The sequence below is a fragment of the Arthrobacter sp. 01L42 genome, from assembly GCF_056400005.1.
The window spans coordinates 159,107-177,610 of sequence record NZ_JBFTSL010000007.1 but is presented as its reverse complement, the minus strand read 5'-3'; the positions used below and the strand labels follow the sequence as shown (position 1 = coordinate 177,610).

The 18,504-nt window shown below is 68.1% G+C and carries 18 protein-coding genes; 9 read left to right on the top strand and 9 right to left on the bottom strand.

The features are described 5' to 3' along the window. Positions 1–3 precede the first annotated feature (3 nt). From AC1DN2_RS08250 to AC1DN2_RS08240, 3 genes are all read left to right on the top strand, one after another. Positions 4–609 carry a malonic semialdehyde reductase gene (locus AC1DN2_RS08250; protein WP_476849928.1) on the top strand — a complete coding sequence of 202 codons (606 nt, stop codon included), beginning with the start codon at positions 4–6 and terminating at the stop codon, positions 607–609. Between the two features lie 301 nt (positions 610–910). After that, positions 911–1,480: a 2'-5' RNA ligase family protein gene (locus AC1DN2_RS08245; RefSeq protein WP_476849927.1), complete on the top strand. Its 570-nt coding sequence runs from the start codon at positions 911–913 to the stop codon at positions 1,478–1,480. Positions 1,481–1,653: 173 nt separating this feature from the next. Further along, positions 1,654–2,802 carry a GGDEF domain-containing protein gene (locus tag AC1DN2_RS08240; protein WP_476849926.1) on the top strand — a complete coding sequence of 383 codons (1,149 nt, stop codon included), beginning with the start codon at positions 1,654–1,656 and terminating at the stop codon, positions 2,800–2,802. 1 nt (position 2,803) lies between these two features. On the opposite strand, the gene pgm is transcribed toward AC1DN2_RS08240, so the two are convergent. Continuing rightward, positions 2,804–4,453 (bottom strand): phosphoglucomutase (alpha-D-glucose-1,6-bisphosphate-dependent), encoded by a 1,650-nt coding sequence (pgm, locus tag AC1DN2_RS08235; RefSeq protein ID WP_476849925.1) that lies wholly within the window; start codon positions 4,451–4,453, stop codon positions 2,804–2,806. Between the two features lie 148 nt (positions 4,454–4,601). On the opposite strand from pgm, the gene AC1DN2_RS08230 reads away from it, so the two are divergent. Next, entirely contained in the window at positions 4,602–5,291 is a 690-nt protein-coding gene (locus AC1DN2_RS08230) for a DUF4190 domain-containing protein (protein WP_476849924.1), read from the top strand. A 31-nt stretch (positions 5,292–5,322) separates the two neighbouring features. Here AC1DN2_RS08230 and AC1DN2_RS08225 read toward each other — a convergent pair whose 3' ends face one another. From AC1DN2_RS08225 to AC1DN2_RS08210, 4 genes are all read right to left on the bottom strand, one after another. After that, the gene (locus AC1DN2_RS08225) at positions 5,323–5,883 is read right to left on the bottom strand and encodes a phosphotransferase (RefSeq protein WP_476849923.1); all 561 of its coding nucleotides are present in this window, start codon (positions 5,881–5,883) and stop codon (positions 5,323–5,325) included. A 284-nt stretch (positions 5,884–6,167) separates the two neighbouring features. After that, positions 6,168–7,673: a peptide MFS transporter gene (locus AC1DN2_RS08220; RefSeq protein WP_476849922.1), complete on the bottom strand. Its 1,506-nt coding sequence runs from the start codon at positions 7,671–7,673 to the stop codon at positions 6,168–6,170. 127 nt (positions 7,674–7,800) lie between these two features. Further along, complete coding sequence (locus AC1DN2_RS08215) at positions 7,801–8,946, bottom strand: alcohol dehydrogenase catalytic domain-containing protein (protein ID WP_476849921.1); 1,146 nt, start codon at positions 8,944–8,946, stop codon at positions 7,801–7,803. Positions 8,947–9,425: 479 nt separating this feature from the next. Beyond that, positions 9,426–10,901, bottom strand: a complete 1,476-nt coding sequence (locus tag AC1DN2_RS08210; protein WP_476849920.1) for an amidase — start codon at positions 10,899–10,901, stop codon at positions 9,426–9,428. A gap of 288 nt (positions 10,902–11,189) precedes the next feature. Between AC1DN2_RS08210 and AC1DN2_RS08205 the strand changes: the two genes are divergently transcribed. The 3 genes from AC1DN2_RS08205 to AC1DN2_RS08195 all read left to right on the top strand — a co-directional run bounded on the left by AC1DN2_RS08205 (position 11,190) and on the right by AC1DN2_RS08195 (position 12,834). Continuing rightward, positions 11,190–11,516: a rhodanese-like domain-containing protein gene (locus AC1DN2_RS08205; RefSeq protein WP_223914713.1), complete on the top strand. Its 327-nt coding sequence runs from the start codon at positions 11,190–11,192 to the stop codon at positions 11,514–11,516. 18 nt (positions 11,517–11,534) lie between these two features. Beyond that, the gene (gene pheA / locus AC1DN2_RS08200; RefSeq protein WP_476849919.1) at positions 11,535–12,518 is read left to right on the top strand and encodes a prephenate dehydratase; all 984 of its coding nucleotides are present in this window, start codon (positions 11,535–11,537) and stop codon (positions 12,516–12,518) included. A gap of 94 nt (positions 12,519–12,612) precedes the next feature. After that, positions 12,613–12,834, top strand: a complete 222-nt coding sequence (locus AC1DN2_RS08195; protein WP_018774949.1) for a hypothetical protein — start codon at positions 12,613–12,615, stop codon at positions 12,832–12,834. A 35-nt stretch (positions 12,835–12,869) separates the two neighbouring features. Here the strand turns inward: AC1DN2_RS08195 and AC1DN2_RS08190 are convergent, their stop codons facing one another. After that, on the bottom strand, positions 12,870–13,934 hold the full coding sequence (locus AC1DN2_RS08190) for a diacylglycerol/lipid kinase family protein (RefSeq protein ID WP_230008895.1): 1,065 nt from the start codon (positions 13,932–13,934) through the stop codon (positions 12,870–12,872). Positions 13,935–14,012: 78 nt separating this feature from the next. Between AC1DN2_RS08190 and serS the strand changes: the two genes are divergently transcribed. Beyond that, entirely contained in the window at positions 14,013–15,293 is a 1,281-nt protein-coding gene (gene serS / locus AC1DN2_RS08185; protein WP_230008894.1) for a serine--tRNA ligase, read from the top strand. Positions 15,294–15,437: 144 nt separating this feature from the next. Continuing rightward, positions 15,438–16,373: an HAD family hydrolase gene (locus tag AC1DN2_RS08180; protein WP_476849918.1), complete on the top strand. Its 936-nt coding sequence runs from the start codon at positions 15,438–15,440 to the stop codon at positions 16,371–16,373. A 51-nt stretch (positions 16,374–16,424) separates the two neighbouring features. On the opposite strand, the gene AC1DN2_RS08175 is transcribed toward AC1DN2_RS08180, so the two are convergent. The 3 genes from AC1DN2_RS08175 to AC1DN2_RS08165 all read right to left on the bottom strand — a co-directional run bounded on the left by AC1DN2_RS08175 (position 16,425) and on the right by AC1DN2_RS08165 (position 18,478). After that, on the bottom strand, positions 16,425–17,024 hold the full coding sequence (locus AC1DN2_RS08175; RefSeq protein ID WP_223915353.1) for a hypothetical protein: 600 nt from the start codon (positions 17,022–17,024) through the stop codon (positions 16,425–16,427). Between the two features lie 79 nt (positions 17,025–17,103). Continuing rightward, positions 17,104–17,859, bottom strand: a complete 756-nt coding sequence (locus tag AC1DN2_RS08170) for a DUF429 domain-containing protein (RefSeq protein WP_476849917.1) — start codon at positions 17,857–17,859, stop codon at positions 17,104–17,106. Positions 17,860–17,986: 127 nt separating this feature from the next. Continuing rightward, positions 17,987–18,478 carry an inorganic diphosphatase gene (locus AC1DN2_RS08165; protein ID WP_018774943.1) on the bottom strand — a complete coding sequence of 164 codons (492 nt, stop codon included), beginning with the start codon at positions 18,476–18,478 and terminating at the stop codon, positions 17,987–17,989. Positions 18,479–18,504: the final 26 nt, after the last annotated feature.

Genomic DNA, 18,504 nt, shown 5'->3' with positions numbered 1-18,504 from the left:
CCCATGACACTCGCCCACGATGAAGCAGTAATCGAGGCAGCCGCCGTCGACGCCATATTTGCCGAAGCCCGCACGGCGAACGCCTTCACCGGCGACGTTACCGACGAGCAGGCCCGCGCGATTTACGAACTGACGAAGTTCGGCCCCACGGCGTTCAACTCCCAGCCGCTGCGCGTTACGTACGTGCGCTCCGACGAAGCCCGCGCCACGCTTGTTGATGCGCTGGCCGCCGGAAACCGCGCCAAGACGGCATCAGCGCCGCTCGTCGCGGTCCTGAGCTACGACACCGCGTGGCAGGAGCAGTGGGACGCGTTCCTTCCCGGCTACAACGCCCCCAAGGCCATGTATGACGCCGCGCCGGATCTCGCCGCGGCCACGGGCAACAACAACGCCCACCTGCAGGCCGGCTACTTCATCCTCGCGGTCCGCACCCTGGGCCTCGCGGCAGGTCCCATGACCGGTGCCGACTTCGCCAAGATCGACGCTGCGTTCTTCCCCGACGGGAGCCAGAAGAGCTTCCTGGTGGTCAACATCGGCCAGCCCGGGGCAGACGCCTGGGGCGAAGCCAAGCCGAAATTCGCCTACGAGGACGTCGTCCGCACCGTCTAACAGCCTGCGGCGCCGTTCTCCGGCACTGTCCTTTCGCGGAGGTGCCTGCGGCGCTGTCCTCCCGCGGAGGTGCCTCCGGCACTGTCCTTTCGCGGAGGTGCCTGCGGCGCTGTCCTCCCGCGGAGGTGCCTCCGGCACCATGGGGGACAGGCCGGAGGCACGCGGGATGCGATTCTGCGGTTCAGCGCAAGGCCCACATCCAAGGCCACTTCCCATTTTAGTCCGCGCCGTCGCCGCCGGCACTGTGAGTTTGCGTCGCCCGCCCGGCCCCGGAGGCGCCGCGGCGTGGCACACTTTTCCCATGCGGAACCTGATCGCGGTGGCCTTCGTGGAACCGGTAGCCGAAGGGCTCGAGTTTCCCCGGGATGACTGGCCGCTGCATCTCACCCTGGTCAAGTTCGACGTGGTCACGGCCGGCGTCGTGAAGTCCGACGTCGTCGAACCCGGCCAGGAAACCCGCGCCGAACCCGCGTCGGGCACGCCGCCGGCCGCGGGCGATCGGCTCGCCGACCACATCGCCGCCCTCATGGCGGACCCGATGGCCGCTGCCCTGGGTTGCCGGCTCAGCGTGGGCGGCGAAGCCGGGTTCGGGCGCGCAGGGTCAATCCCGGTCAACCTGATTGAACCCAGCGACGAGCTGCAGGTCCTCCACAACGAGCTGGTCCGGATCGTGGATCAGCTGCCAGGCCGGATCTCCACGCCTGCCTACACCCTGGGGGGGTACCGGCCGCACGTCTCGCACCACGGCGACAAACGGCTCCGGCAGGGCGACACCTTCGCGCTTGACCGATTAGCGCTCGTGGACATGGCGCCCGACGGCGGGCACGCCACGCGCCGGATCCTGAAGTTGTGGACCGCCGGCCAGGCGTAGGCGAGGCGCCAGAACGGCGTCTTGGGAGGGCCCGGCGTCATATCCGCGACGCCGGCGCTGGATTCCTGCGGACCGGGTGCCATACTGGGGTCAACTTCGGCAGCTATTCGAGGGTTATTCGAAGACGAAGTGAGTATTTCGGGCAAATCACAGCGGACCGGGGGGACCACTAAATGATGCTTGACGCCGCGACACTGCGGGTTGCCTTGGCGCTTGTCGACCTCACACTGCTCATGCTTTTCTACTTCATTACGTTCCGGCGCACACGGTCGCACTACAGCGGCTGGTGGTGCATGGCGCTCCTGCTGTTCCTCGTCGGCAACGCCGCGTACCTGCTGGACGGTACGGCGCAGCAGGGGTGGGCCATCCCTGCCGGCAACGTCCTGCTGGTCGCCGGTGCCGCCAGCATCTGGGCCGGCGGACGATCCCTCCGCGCCCCCTCCCTCCGGCCTTGGCAGCTCGCGGCCGGTCCTGCCGCCACCGCCGTCGCTTCCTTCCTCGACCACCCGGCCACCAACGTCTGGGCGGGAGGCCCGGTGTACCTGGGATTCATGGCCGTGCTGATCGGCCTGGCATCCCGGGAGCTGTTCCTGCTCGAGCGCGACTACTCGCGCGTCCACCGTCCTCTCGCCGTGGGCGCCGGCATCCTGGCCGTGTTCTACCTGGGCCGCCTGGTCGCTTTCCTGGCGAACGGACCGGACGGTGCCGTCTTCACGTCGGTGTTCGGCTCCGTCCCCATGACCGTCTTCTCGACGATCACGCTCGTGGTTGCTTCCTTCACCATGGCCGAGCTGAGCTACGAACAGCAGACCCAGGATCTCCGGGCACGGGCCACCGTGGACGGCCTCACGGGCCTGCTCAACCGTTCTGCGTTCCTGGACCTCGCCGAAAACGAACTGCGCCGTTTGCGCCGGACCGGCACCACGGCATCGATCATCCTCGCGGACCTGGACCACTTCAAGGCCATCAACGATCAGTTCGGCCACTCGGCCGGGGACTCCGCTCTGCAGGCCTTTGCCAGGGCCTGCTCCGGCACCGTCCGCTCCACCGACCTCGTGGGCCGTTACGGCGGCGAAGAATTCATCCTCCTGCTGCCTGGCGTCACGCCGGACCGGGCACGGGAAATCGCTGCCGACATCAGCGTCCGGCTCCATCAATCCGGCTCCGCAGTCATTCCCCGGCTGCCCACCGTGAGCTACGGCATCGCGTCCACCGGCGCCGGACCGGGCGGCCTCGACGCCGCAGTGATCTCGGCCGACGCGGCCCTCTACCAGGCAAAGACGCTTGGCAGGGACCGCGCCGAGTTGGCCACCGGCGGCTGAACTACGAGATAACCCCGTCCACCAGCGCCTTCGCCTCGGCCTGGACCTGCTTGAGGTGCTCGGCACCCTTGAAGGACTCGGCGTAGATCTTGTAGACGTCTTCCGTGCCGGAGGGCCGGGCCGCGAACCAGGCGTTTTCGGTAACGACCTTGAGGCCGCCAATCGCGGCGCCGTTGCCCGGTGCTTCGGTCAGTTTGGCCGTGATCGTTTCGCCGGCCAGTTCGGTCGCGGTGACGTCCGACGGCGAGAGCTTGCCCAGCGCTGCCTTCTGCTCCCGGGTGGCGGCCGCGTCGATCCGGGCGTAGACGGGGTCGCCGAACTGGTCGGTGAGGCCCTTGTACAGCTGCGACGGTGATTTGCCCGTCACCGCCGTGATCTCCGAGGCCAGCAGAGCCAGCAGGATGCCATCCTTGTCGGTGGTCCAGACGCTCCCGTCCATCTTGTTAAAGGAGGCACCGGCGGATTCCTCGCCGCCGAAGGCGCCCTCTCCGGACAGCAGCCCGGGGACGAACCACTTGAAGCCCACGGGCACTTCGACAAGTTTGCGGCCCAGGCTCTCGGCCACGCGGTCGATGATGGATGAGGAAACCAGGGTCTTGCCGATCACGGACTGCGGGTTCCAGCCGGTCCGGTGCCGGTACAGATAATCGATGGCGACGGCGAGGTAGTGGTTCGGGTTCATCAGCCCGCCGTCCGGGGTGACGATCCCGTGGCGGTCGGCATCGGCGTCGTTGCCTGTGGCGACGTCGAACTTGGCGCCGTCGGACATGCGGTTGATCAGGGACGCCATCGCCGACGGCGAGGAGCAATCCATCCGGATCTTCTCGTCCCAGTCCAGCGTCATGAAAGCCCACTGGGGGTCAACGGTGGGGTTGACCACGGTGAGGTTCAGGTGGTGGCGCTCACCGATCTCGCCCCAGTAGTCCACCGACGCTCCGCCCATCGGGTCGGCGCCGATCCGGACGCCCGCCTCGCGGATCGCGTTGAGATCCAGTACGGAGGGGAGGTCGTCGACGTAGCTGCTCAGGAAGTCGAACTTGCCGGTGGTCCCGGCGGCCAGGGCCTCGGCCACCGGAATCCGCTTGACGCCGCGCAGGCCGTTTTCCAGCAGCTCGTTGGCGCGGTTGGCGATCCAGCCGGTGGCGTCGGTGTCCGCGGGGCCGCCGTGCGGAGGGTTGTACTTGAATCCGCCGTCGCCCGGGGGGTTGTGGCTGGGGGTCACCACGATGCCGTCGGCCTGCGGCGCGCCAGGGGCGGCATTGCGGTTGTGCGTCAGGATGGCGTGGCTCAGGGCAGGGGTGGGCGTGTAGCCGTGGCGGGCGTCGATGAGGACGTGCACGCCGTTGGCGGCCAGCACCTCAAGGGCGGAGTTTTGTGCGGGCTCGCTCAGGCCATGGGTGTCCTTGGCCATGTAGAGGGGGCCGGTGATGCCCTGGCCTGCCCGGTATTCCACGATCGCCTGCGTGATGGCGAGGATGTGGGGTTCGTTGAAGGACGCCTTCAGGCTCGATCCCCGATGCCCGGAGGTGCCGAAGGCCACCCGCTGGCCCGGGTCCGAGAGGTCCGGCGAAATGTCGTAGTACGCATCCAAAAGCGCAGTGAGGTCAACAAGGTCTTGGGGTTGGGCAACTGTGCCCGCGCGGCTAGCCATGGCACCAGCATGCCAGACGAGGGCGGGGTGCAACACGGTTTCGCGCCAAACCCGCTCCTGTGACGAAAGAAAACCCGCCAATAGGCCCGGTCCCAAGCCAACCGTGCGGCGGTACTCTGGATCCAGAGACTTCTTGAGGGGACAAGCCATGACTGAACAGCCAAAACAAGGCAAAGACGAGACCCCGGAGGGCTACCAGCCGACCCTGCGCCTCCCGGACCAGCAACCCGACGTTCCGCCGGGGCAGGCACCACCCGCCGGCCAGGACCAGGGACCGTCGGCGACGCAGCAGTTCGCGCAACCCGAATCCCCGCAGCAACCCTACCCGGGCCAGCAGCCCCACACAGGCCAGCAGCCCTACCCGGGCCAGCAGCCTCACACAGGCCAGAAGCCCGACACGGGCGAGCAGCCCCACGTCGGACAGCAGCCCTACACCGGCCAGGCGGCACCTGACCGCGGCCAGTACTCAAGCCCGTACCCCCCGATCTACGGCCAGCCGGCCGCCCCGTATGGCCAGCCGTCGCCGTATGCCCAGCCGGGCAGCCCCAACGCCTACGGCCAGCCCGCGTACTACGGCGCGCCCCCGTCGCCCAAGAGTCTGAGCATCGCCAGCATGTGCTGCGGCATCGCGGCACTGGTGGGATTCGGATTCTTCCTGCTCCCGCAGCTGGCCGCCGTGATACTGGGGCACCTGGCCCTGCGGCGCGAACCGGCCGGCCGGGGCATGGCGATCGCCGGTCTGGTGATGGGTTACGTGGGCATCGCCGTGACCATCCTGGTCCTGGTCATTTTCGGACTGGTCATCGGCACCGCGCGCAACAGCGGGTACGGAGCCTAGGTCTGCCCTGTGGCGCCGGAGCCGCGCCTGGTCAGGTTGTCAGCGCAGCCACCAGGGGCTTCGCGTTGGCCTCAAGCCAAGCGCGCCGGCGGTTGATCTGGCCGCCCACGCCGTCCTGCCACATCCGCGCCCAGCCGCCGCCCAGGGCGGCGGCGCTGTGCCGCATCCGCTCGTAGCTGAGCGTCGCGGCGTCGATCCCGGCGCCGGGCACCCGGCGTCGTTCATCCTCGCTCCAGCCGTAGGCATCGGCGAAGATGCGCAGCCGGCGGAACGGATTCTGGTCTTCCCAGCCCGGCCACCTATCTGACGGGTCGCGGAGCGGCACCCAGTGCATGGCGGTGTTGAGCGAATCGTGAAGTGCCGTGGCGGGTCCGGCGAGGTCGAAATCCACCAGTCCCGCGGCCAGGCCGCCCCGGACCACCACATTCTGGGGTGTCACGTCCAGGTGGCAGATGAGTCCGGCGGCGTCGGTGGGGTTTGGCCGGACCGGCCGGGGCGGAAACGCGTGGGCCCGCGGCACGAAGCCGGCGGACGCGGTGTGCAGACGCCGCACCATGCGGGCCACGGAGGCCAGCAGGTCTTCGGACTGCACCCAGGATTCCGGCGGCGACCCGGCGCAGTATCAGGGCGTCCCGGCCCTGCGGGTCGCGGCCGAGGAAGCGGGGGGAGCCTTCAAAGCCGGCGTCGTCCAGCCAGTCTAGGTACTCGGCGACGGCGAGGGATTGCGGCTGGTGCGGGCGGCGGATAGTTCCGCCAACCCGCACCACGCCGTCGGTGACATCGCCTGCCGGCATGACTTCGACGTCGGACGCCTCGCCGGGGGCGGGGGTGTAGACGCGCGAAGCAACCGGAACGCGATGGGCGGTGCTCATCGGGTCAGCGTACGCCGCCCATGAGCTTCTTGATCGCCGGCGAGGCGACCGCCAGGCCCACAGCCAGCAGCATTGCGGTTCCGCCGATGCCGATGAAGTAGGGCAGCTCGTCCTGCGGGTTGTACAGGCCGGACAGGATGCCGGCCAGGGTGGTGCCCAGGGACACCGAGAGGAAGAACAGTGCCACCATCTGGGTGTGGAAGGCCTTGGGCGCCAGCTTGGTGGTCACAGACAGGCCGATGGGGGAAAGGAACAGCTCTGCAAGCGTGAACAGAAGCAGGATTCCAACCAGAGCCAGCAGAGGGGTCTTGCCACCGCCGGCCAGCGGGATGAACGCCAGGAAAGCAAGGCCCATCACGAACAGGCCGATCGAGAACTTCAGGGCCGAACCGGGCTGCTTGCGGCCGAGCCGGGTCCAGAGGGCGGCCATGATGCCGGCGAAGATGATGATGAACACCGGGTTGATGGACTGGACCCAGGCGGCAGGCATTTCCCAGCCGAACAGGTTCCGGTCCAGCTTCTCCTCCGAGTACACGGCGATGAAGGTGAACTGCTGCTGGAACAGGGCCCAGAACGCGGCAGAGGCGATGTACAGCGGGATAAACGCTGCGACCCGTCCGCGCTCGGTGGGGGTGACCTTCTTGCTGCTGAAGATCAGCGCGAAGTACAGCACCGACGCGCCGATTGCGGCGTAGGCCATGGACATGGCCAGGTTTTCGGCGTTCACCGTGCCGGTCACGAGCAGCACGGCGATGATCACGGCGATGCCGGCGAAGACGAGGCCGTAGCGGGTGCGCTGGGCGGCCGGGAGCGGGTTCGGTACCCGGTGTGCTTCTTCGGGCAGCTTCTTGCGGCCCAGCGAGTAGATGACAAGGCCAATGGCCATGCCGACGGCGGCGGCGCCGAAGCCCCAGTGGAAGCCCTGGCTTTCCTGCAGCCAGCCGGTGACCAGCGGGCCGATCAGCGCACCGGCGTTGATGCCCATGTAGAAGATGGAGAACCCGGCGTCGCGGCGTTCGTCCTTCTCCCCATACAGGCTGCCGACGAGGGCGGTGGCATTGGCCTTCAGGCCGCCGGAACCGACGCCCACCAGCACCAGCCCGGCGATCAGGCCGGGTGTGCCGGGCACGAGTGCCAGCCCGATGTGGCCGGCCATGATCAGGACGGCCGCGCCGAACAGCACCCGCTCGGACCCGAAGAGCCGGTCCGCGAGCCAGGCGCCGAGGATTGTGGAGAGGTAGACGCCGCCGCCGTAGGCGCCGACGAGGCCGGCCGCCAAAGCTTGTGGAATCTCAAGGCCACCCTGGGCGGCCGTGAAGTACATGTAGTAAAGGAGGATCCCCTGCATTCCGTAGAAGGAGAAGCGCTCCCACATCTCTACGGAGAAAAGGCTGGCCAGCATCTTTGGGTGGCCAAAAAACGAGGTGTCGCCCGGTGTCTTGGTGGGGGGACGTAACGAGGGATCGCCCGGCGTTATAGCGGGGGGATTGGATAAATGAGTTGTGCTCATTTACTTAATGGTGACATTGTGACGCGCGATTGTCACATTCGAGCAGGCTCGAGGCAAGCAACCGCGGCCGTGTTTTGCCTCTCTTTCCGCCGGTTTCGCGGGGCGTTCCGGGCTGGGCGGCTGCGTCCTAGACGGGCTCGCCGGCGGGCTCCTGGGCGGGCTCGCCGGCGTCGAACATAATGATCTGCCGGATGGCGAGGCCGTCCGCCAGCTGGTCCATGGCCCGGTTGATATCGGCCAGGGCGATGCGGTCCGAGATCAGCTCCTCGACGGGCAGTTTCCCGTCCCGCCACAACTGGGCGTATCTCGGGATGTCCCGCGACGGGACGGCGGAGCCCAGGTAGCTGCCCACGATCGTCCGGGCTTCGGCGGTGACGGTCAGCGGCGCCAGCTGGGCGCGGGCCTCGGGGGAGGGCAGTCCCGCCGTGACGGTGGTGCCGCCGGGGGAGGTGGCGGCGAACGCGGTCTCGAACGCGCGGGGATTTCCCGCGCACTCGATCACGAACCTGGCTTTGACCCCGGCGTCGAGGACCTGCTGCGGGGTGTATGTCTCGTGGGCGCCGAGGCGGCGGGCGTGATCGAGTTTCTGCTCCAGCGTGTCCACAGCGACAATCCGCGAGATTCCTTGCGAGACGGCGGTGATGAGCGCCGCCATGCCCACCCCTCCGAGGCCGACGATCATGATGCTGTCCTGCGGGCGGGGCCGGGCCGCGTTGAGCACCGCGCCGCCGCCGGTCAGCACGGCGCAGCCCAGCACCGCCGCAATGTCCGCGGGGATGTCGTCGTCCACCGGCACGGCGGAAGCGCGGTCCACGACGGCGTGGGTGGCGAAGCCTGAGACGCCCAGGTGGTGGTGGACGGGCTCGCCGTCGCGGCTCAGGAGCCGGGATCCGTGCAGCAGGGTCCCGTCGTTGTTGCTCTTGGACCCTGCCGTGCAGGGCAGCCGGCCGTCCTCGGCGCAGTTCGCGCAGTTCTCGCATCGGGGCAGGAAGGACATGACCACGCGCTGACCGGGCTGCAGGTCCGTGACGCCTGAACCGACCGTCACGATGCGGCCCGCGGCTTCGTGGCCCAGCAGCATGGGAACGGGCCGGACCCGGTTGCCGTCGACGACGCTCAGGTCCGAATGGCAAATCCCGGCGGCCTCCATCCGGACAAGGATCTCGGTGGGCCCGGGAGCCGCCAGTTCCAGCTCGGAGATGCTGATCGGCCTGGACTCCGCGAAAGGGCGGGGGCGGCCGATTTCCTCAAGTACTGCACCGGTGATCTTCATCGATCCTCTTTCGCGGCCTGGTCGGGTTTGAGTGAACGATAGCCGCCTGCCGCCGCCAGCGTCCATTTGGGGGAGGGGGAGGTCCGACGGCGGCCGCGGGCTTGGGGTGCCCGGGGGTGCGTGTGTTGGCTGAGTTCCTGGGCCGCACCGGGGGACATGCCCATTCTTGGTGCCCGGGGGGTGTGTGTTGGCTGAGTTCCTGGACGCCAGCTGGGGACATGCTCATTTTTGGTGCCCGGGCGTGGACAAGATGGCATTATGTCCACCCGCCTCGGCTACGGGCGGACATGTCCGTGATGAGCACTGGACATGTCCATAGCGCGGCGTCAGGGGCGGGCGGGTCCGGTGCGCGGCGTGTGGAATGGGCATGTCCCGACTGGTGGAGGACGGACATGTCCGGTGCCCGATGTGAGTTCCGGACATGTCCCCTGCGCGGCGTCAGGAGTGGGCATGCCCACGGGTGAGTGCCGGGTCCACGGCTAGAAGCCCAATTGGGCGGCCACCTGCAGCAGGAGCCCCTCGGAGCCCATCGGCCCGATCACCTGGATGCCCATCGGCAGGCCGGAACCAGGGGCGCCGCCGGTCCAGTGCACCGGGATGCTGATGGCCGGCAGCCCGCAAACGTTGACCATGGATGACCAGGGAGCGTACTCGCACTGTTTGCGGTAGTCGCCGTCGGCGTCGCCCGCCCATTCCGCGGCCGGCCAGTAGCCTCCGCCGTGGGTCGCGCCCGTGAACCAGCCCACCGGACGGGGTGTCTGCGCCAGGGCCGGCGTCACTATGAGGTCCCATTGGGCGTACTGGACAATCGTGTCCTGCTGGAACTGCCTGAGGAACCCGAGGGATTCGTTGAGTTTGGCTGCACTGCGCTGTTGTGCCCGCCGGCGGAAAGTCCTGGTGAGCGGTGTCAGGAGCGCCTCGCGCTGCGGCGAGATGCGCGCGCTGCCAATGCCGGCCGTCCAGGATGTGGTGAAAGCATCCGGGTAGCGGTTGTCGTAGCGAATCGCGGCTTCCATCGTCTCGTGCCCCGCCGCCTCCAGCCGCGAGATGCCGTCCGCGAGTGCGTCGAGCGCCTCACTGTCCGGGATGAAGGGAAACTTCGCTTGCCACGGGCTGTCGAGACTTATGCCGATCCTCAGCGGTCGGGGCTCGCTGGCGGTCAGTTCGAGGTAGCCGGCGTGCGTCCGGCTGCCCATGCCCGGACCGCCCGCACCCTGTTCGCCCGCACCCTGATTGTCCGGGCCCGGCACCAGAGCATCCAGCAGCAGCGCGGCGTCGGCGGCGGAGCGGGCGAGCGGTCCGGCAACCACGAGCTGCGCGGGATCGCCTGAGCTTTCCCCGGCCGGCAGAAGCCCACGTCCGGGCTTCAACCCGACCAGTCCGCATGCCGCGGCCGGGATCCGCACGGAGCCCCCGCCGTCGGACCCTGGGGCGAACGGCAACAGCCCCGCGGCCACCGCGGCAGCACTGCCGCCCGAGGAGCCGCCCGAACTGCGGCTGAGTGCATACGGATTGCGCGACGGCGGGGCGATCCGGTTCTCGCTGTAGGCGGTCAGGCCGAACTCCGGGACCTGTGTCTTGCCCAGCGAGAGGACCCCGGCGGCCTTGAGCGCGGCGGGAACTGCGCCATCGGCCAAGGCCGGCTTGCGTTCCAGGGCCGCGCTTCCATGCGTGGTGACGACCCCTGCCACATCCGTCAGGTCCTTGAAGGCGACCGGCATTCCATGCAGCAGGGGCAAGGCGCCGCCGTTCCGCCTCCGGAGGGCGTAGCGCCGGTCAGCTGCCGTGGCGTCTTTCCGCGCCTGTTCCGCAGTGACCGTGATGAAGGCACCGAGGTGCGGATTCTCGGCTTCGATCCGGTCGAGGAAATGATCGGCGGCGGCCCTGGCGGACAGCTCGCCGGAACGGAGCGCATCGCGGAGCTCGACGGCGGAGAGTTCGTGGATTTCAGCCAAGGAGGCGGGACTCCGGCCGTACGTGGGGCCGCGCGGGCCGGCTACCCGGGGGACATGCCCATTCCTGGGTCCGGCGGAAGGACACGTTGGCATCATGCCCAGCGCGCGCGGCCAGGGGAGGGCATGTCCCGTGGCGGGGGCCGCGGACCGGCCGCTCCGCGGGGTGTTCGGCAGCCATGAGGTCTCCTTTGCGGTCCCCAGAAGCGTAACGTGCCGCCAGCGGGGGTGCGGTGCCAGCGGCGGGGGATACGCTGGGATCGGAGCTTGAATTCTGCGGAAAGGGTCAACATGAGCGACTTCCAGAGCGTAAGCGTGTCTGGCATCCCCGATGGTGCCAAGATCGTGGACGTCCGCGAGGACTATGAGTGGGCTGCGGGCCACGCCGAGGGTGCCCTGCACATTCCCATGGACCAGTTGCCGGCCCGGATCGAGGAGCTGGACCCGGACGAGGACGTCTACGTCATCTGCCGCACCGGCGGCCGCTCCTTCCGGGCCACCCAGTGGCTGGTCGGAATGGGATATTCCGCCGTGAATGTGGCCGGCGGCATGGACCAGTGGGTTGAGACCGGCATGCCGCTGGTGTCCGACAACGGCCTCAAACCGGTTGTCCTGTAACTGAAGAAGGAAGAACTGATGCCCGCACCGACGCTCACCTACACATTCCTCGGACCCGAGGGCACCTTCACCGAAGCGGCCCTGATGCAGGTCCCGGACGCGGCGGAGGCCATCCGCATTCCGTCCTCGAATGTGAACACGGCGCTGGACAAGGTGCGGGACGGCTCCGCCGATGCGGCCATGGTACCGATCGAAAACTCGGTCGAGGGCGGGGTCACCGCCACCCTCGACGCCATCGCCACCGGCCAGGAACTCCGGATCCTCCGGGAGGCTCTGGTGCCCATCAGTTTCGTCCTGGTGGCCAGGCCCGGCGTGGCGCTCGGGGACATCCGGCGCGTCTCCACCCACGGCCACGCCTGGGCCCAGTGCAGGCTCTGGGTGGACGCCAATATTCCCAATGCGGAATACATTCCCGGTTCTTCCACCGCCGCTGCCGCCATGGGCTTGCTGGATGGCGACGGCGCCCACTACGACGGCGCGATCTGCGCCCCGATCGTGGCCACCGAGCAGCCGGGCCTGAAGGTGCTGGCGGAAAACATCGGCGACAACCCCGGAGCCGTCACCCGGTTCGTGCTGGTGGGCCGCCCGGGCGAACTGCCGGCCCCCACCGGAGCCGACAAGACCACTGTCGTGGTGCCGCTGCCCGAGGACCGGCCGGGTGCGCTGATGGAGATCCTGGACCAGTTCGCCACCCGCGGCGTAAACCTGAGCCGGATCGAATCCCGGCCCACCGGGCAGTACCTGGGCCACTATTTCTTCAGCATTGACGCCGACGGCCATGTCGCCGACGCCCGGGTGGCCGACGCGCTCGCAGGTCTTCACCGGATCAGCCCGGCCACCCGCTTCCTCGGGTCCTACCAGCGTGCCGACGGCCACCGGACCAGCGTCGCGCCGCACACCTCCGACCAGGCATTCCGCGCCGCGCATGCGTGGGTGAAAGACATACTGGGCGGCGCATCTGCTGTGCCGGAATATACCCCGGGGGCTTCGCCCAGAGCGTAGGCAAATGCCATATGGCGCACTTCCACGCCCTCCCAACTGTGCGTATGCTTGCCTGATCCATATTGGGGAATTCCCCTACGGGAGGGAGCGGGTCATGTCAGGCACCAGCACAGAAAATGACGGCCAGGGAATGATTGTCAATCCCAAGCCCACAGCTGAAAATCAGGACTGGGACGGCGACGACGCCGACCGCGCGGACCGCCTGCGCTTCGAAGAGGAGCAGGCAATGATCCGTGAGCAGTCCGAAGCCCGGGCCGCCAAGGCTGCGGCCGAGGCGAAGAAGGCGGCAGAGGCCAAGAAGGCCGCCAGCGCCTAGTCCCTCGCTCCTGGCGCGCTCCAGCCGCCGTCGGCCTAGCGGCCTTTGGCGCCGTCCTTTACCCTCACCAGCAGGGATCCCGGGTCCACCTCGACGGTGACCATCGTGGCCTCGCCGGAAGGATCGCCGTCGACCTGGGTGGGCATAGGTTCCGGGCACCGGATGGTGATCTTGCCGCACCGGTAATACGTCATGACCGGCAGGTCCTTCTTGTGCTTCAGGACGATCTTTGTGTACATGGCCAGCCAGCCGATCGCACTGCGCGGGCTCATCACCACCACGTCCAGCATCCCGTCATCGATCATGGCCTGCGGGATGAAGTCGATTCCCCCGGGGATCAGGCCGCAGTTCGCGAACAGGACGCTGCGGATCTTCCGGGCCTGCTCAGGCTGGCCATCCAGCGCGATGGAGACCTTCTTGCGGCGCCCCAGAAGGTGCCTGGCCCCGGCTTCCGTGTACGCCAGCCAGCCCACCGCCCTCTTCAGGCCGTCAAGGGTGTCGCTGACTACTTCGGCGTCCATGCCGATGCCCGCAATCACCAGGAACGTGTGTTGCGCTGACTCCCCGGTGAGGGAATTTTCCAGGGTGAGCCGCGCCGTATCGATGAACCGCTGGTGCCCGAACAGGGCGGCCTGCACGTTGCCGGCGAGGTCGTTGACCTCCAGATGCACATTGCGGGCCAAGAGGTTTGCGGTGCCCAGCGGGATCACGCCCATGGCGGTGTGCGTCCCGGCGAGGACCTCCGCCACCACACGCACGGTACCGTCGCCGCCGCCGGCCAGGACGACGTCGGCCCCGTAGGCCACCGCAGCCCGCGCCTGCGAGAAGCCGGGATCCTCTGCGGTGGTTTCAAAGACGCGGGGCGCCGGCCAGCCGGCCGCCGCGCACGCTGCCTCAATCAGGCCCCGGGCCTCGGCAGACTTGGCTTTGATGGGGTTCAGGACCACGGCCACCTTCTGGCGGCCCGGGCCCGGGCTGTGGGTTTCCTCCCACACGGCACGGCGGGTGTGCTTGGCCTTCAGCCGGCGCACCCCCCACCAGCTGGAGACGGCAAAGACCAGGGCCCCAGCGATGACGAGGTAGAGCAGCCAGTCGCGCATTGTGATCCAACAGTATCCCGCCAGCGCATGCAGGCCGGCTTGCCGGGCAACCGTGACCGGATTGGATACTCTTGTCTGGTGATCGACGTAAAAGACCTCAGCGAAAATCCGGACAAGTTCCGTGCCAGCCAGCGCGCCCGAGGCGCCGACGAATCCGCGGTGGACGCGATCATCGCAGGGGACTCGGCCCGGCGGGCAGCCCTGATCCGGTTCGAGAACCTGCGGGCCGAGCAGAATGCGTACGGCAAGAAGGTCGCGCAGGCCAAGGGCGAGGAAAAGCAGACCCTCCTCGCCGAGGTCAAGGCTCTGGCGGCCTCCGTCAAGGCGGCATCGGCCGAGGCCGATCTCGTCCAGGCCGCCCAGGACGAACTCCTCCGGACCATCCCGAACCTGATCGAGGACGGCGTCCCGGCCGGCGGTGAGGACGACTACATTGTGGTCAAGACGGTGGGCACGCCGCGCGAATTCCCCGACTTCGAGCCGAAGGACCACCTCGAGATCGGTGAGCTGATCGGGGCCATCGATATGGAACGCGGGGCGAAGGTTTCCGGTTCACGCTTCTACTTCCTGCGCGGCGTCGGCGCCCGGCTGGAAATGGCGCTGCTCCAGATGGCCATGGAACAGGCGATCGACGCCGGGTTCGTCCCCATGATCACGCCCACCCTGGTCCGCCCGGAAACCATGCAGGGCACCGGCTTTGACGTCAAGCACGACGCCGAGATCTACCGTCTCGCCGAGGACGACCTGTACCTTGTGGGCACCTCGGAGGTGGCCCTCGCCGGCTACCACGCCGACGAGATCCTGGACCTTTCGGCCGGCCCCATCCGCTATGCGGGCCAGAGCTCGTGCTACCGGCGCGAGGCGGGCTCGCACGGCAAGGACACCCGCGGCATCATCCGGGTCCACCAGTTCAACAAGGTGGAGATGTTCATCTACACCACGGTTGAGGACGCTGCCGCCGAGCACGCCCGCCTGCTGGCATGGGAAGAGGAGATGCTGGCCAAGTGCGAGCTCCCGTACCGCGTCATTGACACCGCCGCCGGCGATCTGGGCAATTCCGCGGCCCGGAAGTTTGACTGTGAGGCCTGGGTCCCCACCCAGGGCGCATACCGGGAGCTGACCTCGACGTCGAACTGCACCACGTTCCAGGCGCGCCGGCTGAACATCCGGGAACGGGTTCTGAACGAGGACGGCGCGCCCAAGGGCACGCGGGCAGTCGCCACGCTCAACGGCACCCTGGCCACCACCCGCTGGATCGTCGCCATCCTGGAGCACCACCAGAACCCCGACGGCTCCGTCAACGTCCCCGCCGCCCTGCAGAAGTACCTCGGCGGCATGACGGTCTTCCCCGTCCTCTAACCCCGATCCGACCCCAGCCAGGCCTCCGATGGCCGCCGGGTAAACGCCCACAACGGGGACATTCCGTGGGTGTTTACCGCAAGTTCACGCCTCGCTGCGGCGTGTGTCCTAGCGGCAGTCGGGGGTCTCTGCTCTACTTGTGAGATGACAACAATGACTGAATCCTCAGTCGCCGGCAACGATGACCGGCGCACCACACACCAGAACACGACAGACCAGAACACGACAGACCAGAACACGGCGGCCCCGGCCAGCGCGGCCCGGGTGGGAAACTCCCGGAACCGGGCCGGCGACAAGATGCTGATCGCCCTGGACGTCGATGGCACCCTCGTGGACCACGACGGGCACATGTCGGTTCCCGTCCGCGAGGCCGCCCAGGCCGTGGTGGCCGCAGGCCACCACGTCATGATCGCGACCGGCCGCTCGCTCAACGCCACATTGCCCGTCATCGAACACATCGGGATCGAGAACGGTTACGCCGTGTGCTCCAACGGCGGTGTGATCCTGCGCGTCGACTCCGGCCTGCCCGAGGGCTACGAAATCCTCCACAAGGCAACGTTTGACCCCGGGCCGGTCCTTCGCGCGCTGCGCAAGCGGCTGCCCTCGGCCAAGTACGCGCTCGAGGACGGGGACGGCAACTTCCTGTCCACGGAACGCTTCCAGGACGCCAGCTTCGGCGTCGAAGCGGTCGGCGTCGACTTCCAGACCATGCTGGAGGCAACCGCCGTGCGCGTGGTGGTCTTCAGCTCGGAGAATACGCCCGAAGAATTCAACACCGCGATCCGCCACATCGGGCTCGCCGGCGTCACGTATTCGGTGGGCTGGACGGCGTGGCTGGACATCGCCGCTGCCGGTGTCACGAAGGCCAGCGCACTGGAACAGCTCCGCGACCGGCTCAGCATCGAAACGCACCGCACTGTCGCCGTCGGCGACGGCCGCAATGACATCGAGATGCTGACCTGGGCGCGCCGCGGCGTGGCCATGGGCCAGGCCCCCGTTGAGGTGATTGCCGCCGCTGACGAAGTGACGAAATCGGTCTACGACGACGGCGCCGCGCACGTGCTTCGCAGCCTCCTCTAAGGCCTCAAAGGCGCGGCAGGGTCGGGCGGTTCCGGGGAGGGGCCGGGACGGCTAGCGGACGTCGAGGATGAGGCCCAGGAGCCGCGCCGCAGCGGGCCGGGCCGCGTGTTCTTCATTCCACTGGGACCGGGCCACGGCCTTGCTCACGGCCTGGGTGGTGATCCCGAGTTCCTCTGCGACCGCCTTCTGCTGACCCCGCACCCCCGGGGTGAGCAAGTCCAGTACGCGCCATTCCGCGTGGCTGCGGTCGTGCACAATGTGGCCCAGGAGGCGCAGCACGGCTTCCGCCTCTGCGGCAAGATCGGCCAGCGGACCCTCCACGGCCACCCGGACGCGGTCCTTGTGGTTCCGGAGACGATCCACCGCGCGCCGGGCATAGATCAGCCCGTGCCCGGAGGCGTCCTTGATCTGGTTCGGCAGGGGTTCATTGACCGGGCCCACGCCAATGCCCACGTACCAGCTGCCGCTGCGCAGGGCGATCATGGCCGCTTCCACCGTCTGATGCGGACAGTCCAGGATCCCTTGGACCTCATCCTCGACGGAACGGTCGAAATCAAGGCGCGCCGGAATGTGCCGCAGGTCCTTGAGGAGCTGCGGCACGCGGTCGCCGTCGCGCCGGCTGTCGGTTTGATTGATGGTCAGCGTGAACATTCTGATGACACACTACCTGCTGGCACTTGCGGGGCAAGTTGTTGGCGGGCGTGCTGTGCCGGGGCCGTAACAGAGGCGGTTACCGGGAAGCGAGGCCGGAAAGCTGGCCGGAGGGCAGGTGGATCCAGCCTTCGGTCAGGGCCGCCGCGGCGTGCCCGGGCCCGGGCCGCAGCGTCGCGCCGACGGCGACGGCCCGCGCGGACAGGGAGGCGATGAGGGCATCGAACATGTCATCGGACGCCGCAAGATCGGCCCGGTACTCCGCCAGGTCCAGCCACGGCGCCTTCACGGCCAGGTCCGCCACCGCTGAGGACAGCATTTCCGCCTCCGGCGCCCCGCGCCCCTTGTAGCCGCGGGCATGGATCCCCCAGAGCTTCAGCGACGCCGCCGGGTACACCTCGGCAAGCCGGCCGCTGCCGTCCCTGGCCTGCGGACCGTACTCCCTTGCGATCTTCGCCTGAATCACCGCGCAACGCATCGCCGGGTGGGCCAGCCGGTCCGCGGAGACGCTGAGCGGGATCATGCCGGTGTTGCCGGTGACGAAACGGTCGGTGTCGCGGTAGGCGAGCAGCCGGCGGCCCTCGATCCCGTCATGGTCCAGCACCGGATGGGGTTCGAAGCTCAGGTGCCCGGCGATGAAGGGAAGAAACGCGTCCGGCCAGCCGAGGGGGGAATCGATCCCCGTCATGGCGCTGGTGCCGAAGAGGCGGAGGATCTCCTCGTCGCCCACGTTCAACGACAGATGCGCCAGGCGCGCCGCGCCGCCATCCCATTCGATGACTGCCGCCGCCGTCTTCTTCGCGGCGGCAGCGAGGTCGACGCCGAGAGTCCGCATCACCGCGCCCCAGCCAATTGACTGAACGCCAATCGAAAAACGCCCAACAAAAACGCGGGGTCACCTACCGCCCGTTCCGGAACCCCGGATGGGCGGTACGTGACCCCGCGCTGGAGTGCAGGAACGGTCAGTGGCCGGCTGCCGGAACGTAACGCTTGATGGAGGCTGCCAGTTCGGCTTCGGCGGCGGCACGGTCGCCCCAGCCCTCGGCCTTGACCCACTTGCCCGGCTCCAGGTCCTTGTAACGGGTAAAGAAGTGCTCGATTTCCTTGATCAGGAACTCGCTGACATCGCTGATCTCTTTGATGTGGTCGAACCGGGCATCGGTCGGGACGCACAGGACCTTGGCGTCGCCGCCGCCGTCGTCGGTCATGTTGAACACGCCGATCGGGCGGGACTCGACGATCACGCCGGGGTAGAGGTCGAAGTCCTGCAGGAGCACCAGCGCGTCCAGCGGATCCCCATCCTCACCCAGGGTGTTCTCGAAGAAACCGTAGTGGGTGGGGTACTGCATCGACGTGAACAGGACGCGGTCCAGGCGGACGCGGCCGGTCTCGTGGTCGACTTCGTACTTGACGCGCGATCCCTTGGGGATCTCGATGGTCACGTCATGCTTCATGGAATGCTCCTTGACGAATTCAGGGG

Coding starts and splice junctions, on each gene's coding strand:
- AC1DN2_RS08250 (WP_476849928.1), top strand. CDS start 4: ATGACACTCGCCCACGATGAAGCAGTAATCGAGGCAGCCGCCGTCGAC.
- AC1DN2_RS08245 (WP_476849927.1), top strand. CDS start 911: ATGCGGAACCTGATCGCGGTGGCCTTCGTGGAACCGGTAGCCGAAGGG.
- AC1DN2_RS08240 (WP_476849926.1), top strand. CDS start 1,654: ATGATGCTTGACGCCGCGACACTGCGGGTTGCCTTGGCGCTTGTCGAC.
- pgm (WP_476849925.1), bottom strand. CDS start 4,453: ATGGCTAGCCGCGCGGGCACAGTTGCCCAACCCCAAGACCTTGTTGAC.
- AC1DN2_RS08230 (WP_476849924.1), top strand. CDS start 4,602: ATGACTGAACAGCCAAAACAAGGCAAAGACGAGACCCCGGAGGGCTAC.
- AC1DN2_RS08220 (WP_476849922.1), bottom strand. CDS start 7,673: ATGAGCACAACTCATTTATCCAATCCCCCCGCTATAACGCCGGGCGAT.
- AC1DN2_RS08215 (WP_476849921.1), bottom strand. CDS start 8,946: ATGAAGATCACCGGTGCAGTACTTGAGGAAATCGGCCGCCCCCGCCCT.
- AC1DN2_RS08205 (WP_223914713.1), top strand. CDS start 11,190: ATGAGCGACTTCCAGAGCGTAAGCGTGTCTGGCATCCCCGATGGTGCC.
- pheA (WP_476849919.1), top strand. CDS start 11,535: ATGCCCGCACCGACGCTCACCTACACATTCCTCGGACCCGAGGGCACC.
- AC1DN2_RS08195 (WP_018774949.1), top strand. CDS start 12,613: ATGTCAGGCACCAGCACAGAAAATGACGGCCAGGGAATGATTGTCAAT.
- AC1DN2_RS08190 (WP_230008895.1), bottom strand. CDS start 13,934: ATGCGCGACTGGCTGCTCTACCTCGTCATCGCTGGGGCCCTGGTCTTT.
- AC1DN2_RS08180 (WP_476849918.1), top strand. CDS start 15,438: ATGACAACAATGACTGAATCCTCAGTCGCCGGCAACGATGACCGGCGC.
- AC1DN2_RS08175 (WP_223915353.1), bottom strand. CDS start 17,024: ATGTTCACGCTGACCATCAATCAAACCGACAGCCGGCGCGACGGCGAC.
- AC1DN2_RS08170 (WP_476849917.1), bottom strand. CDS start 17,859: ATGCGGACTCTCGGCGTCGACCTCGCTGCCGCCGCGAAGAAGACGGCG.
- AC1DN2_RS08165 (WP_018774943.1), bottom strand. CDS start 18,478: ATGAAGCATGACGTGACCATCGAGATCCCCAAGGGATCGCGCGTCAAG.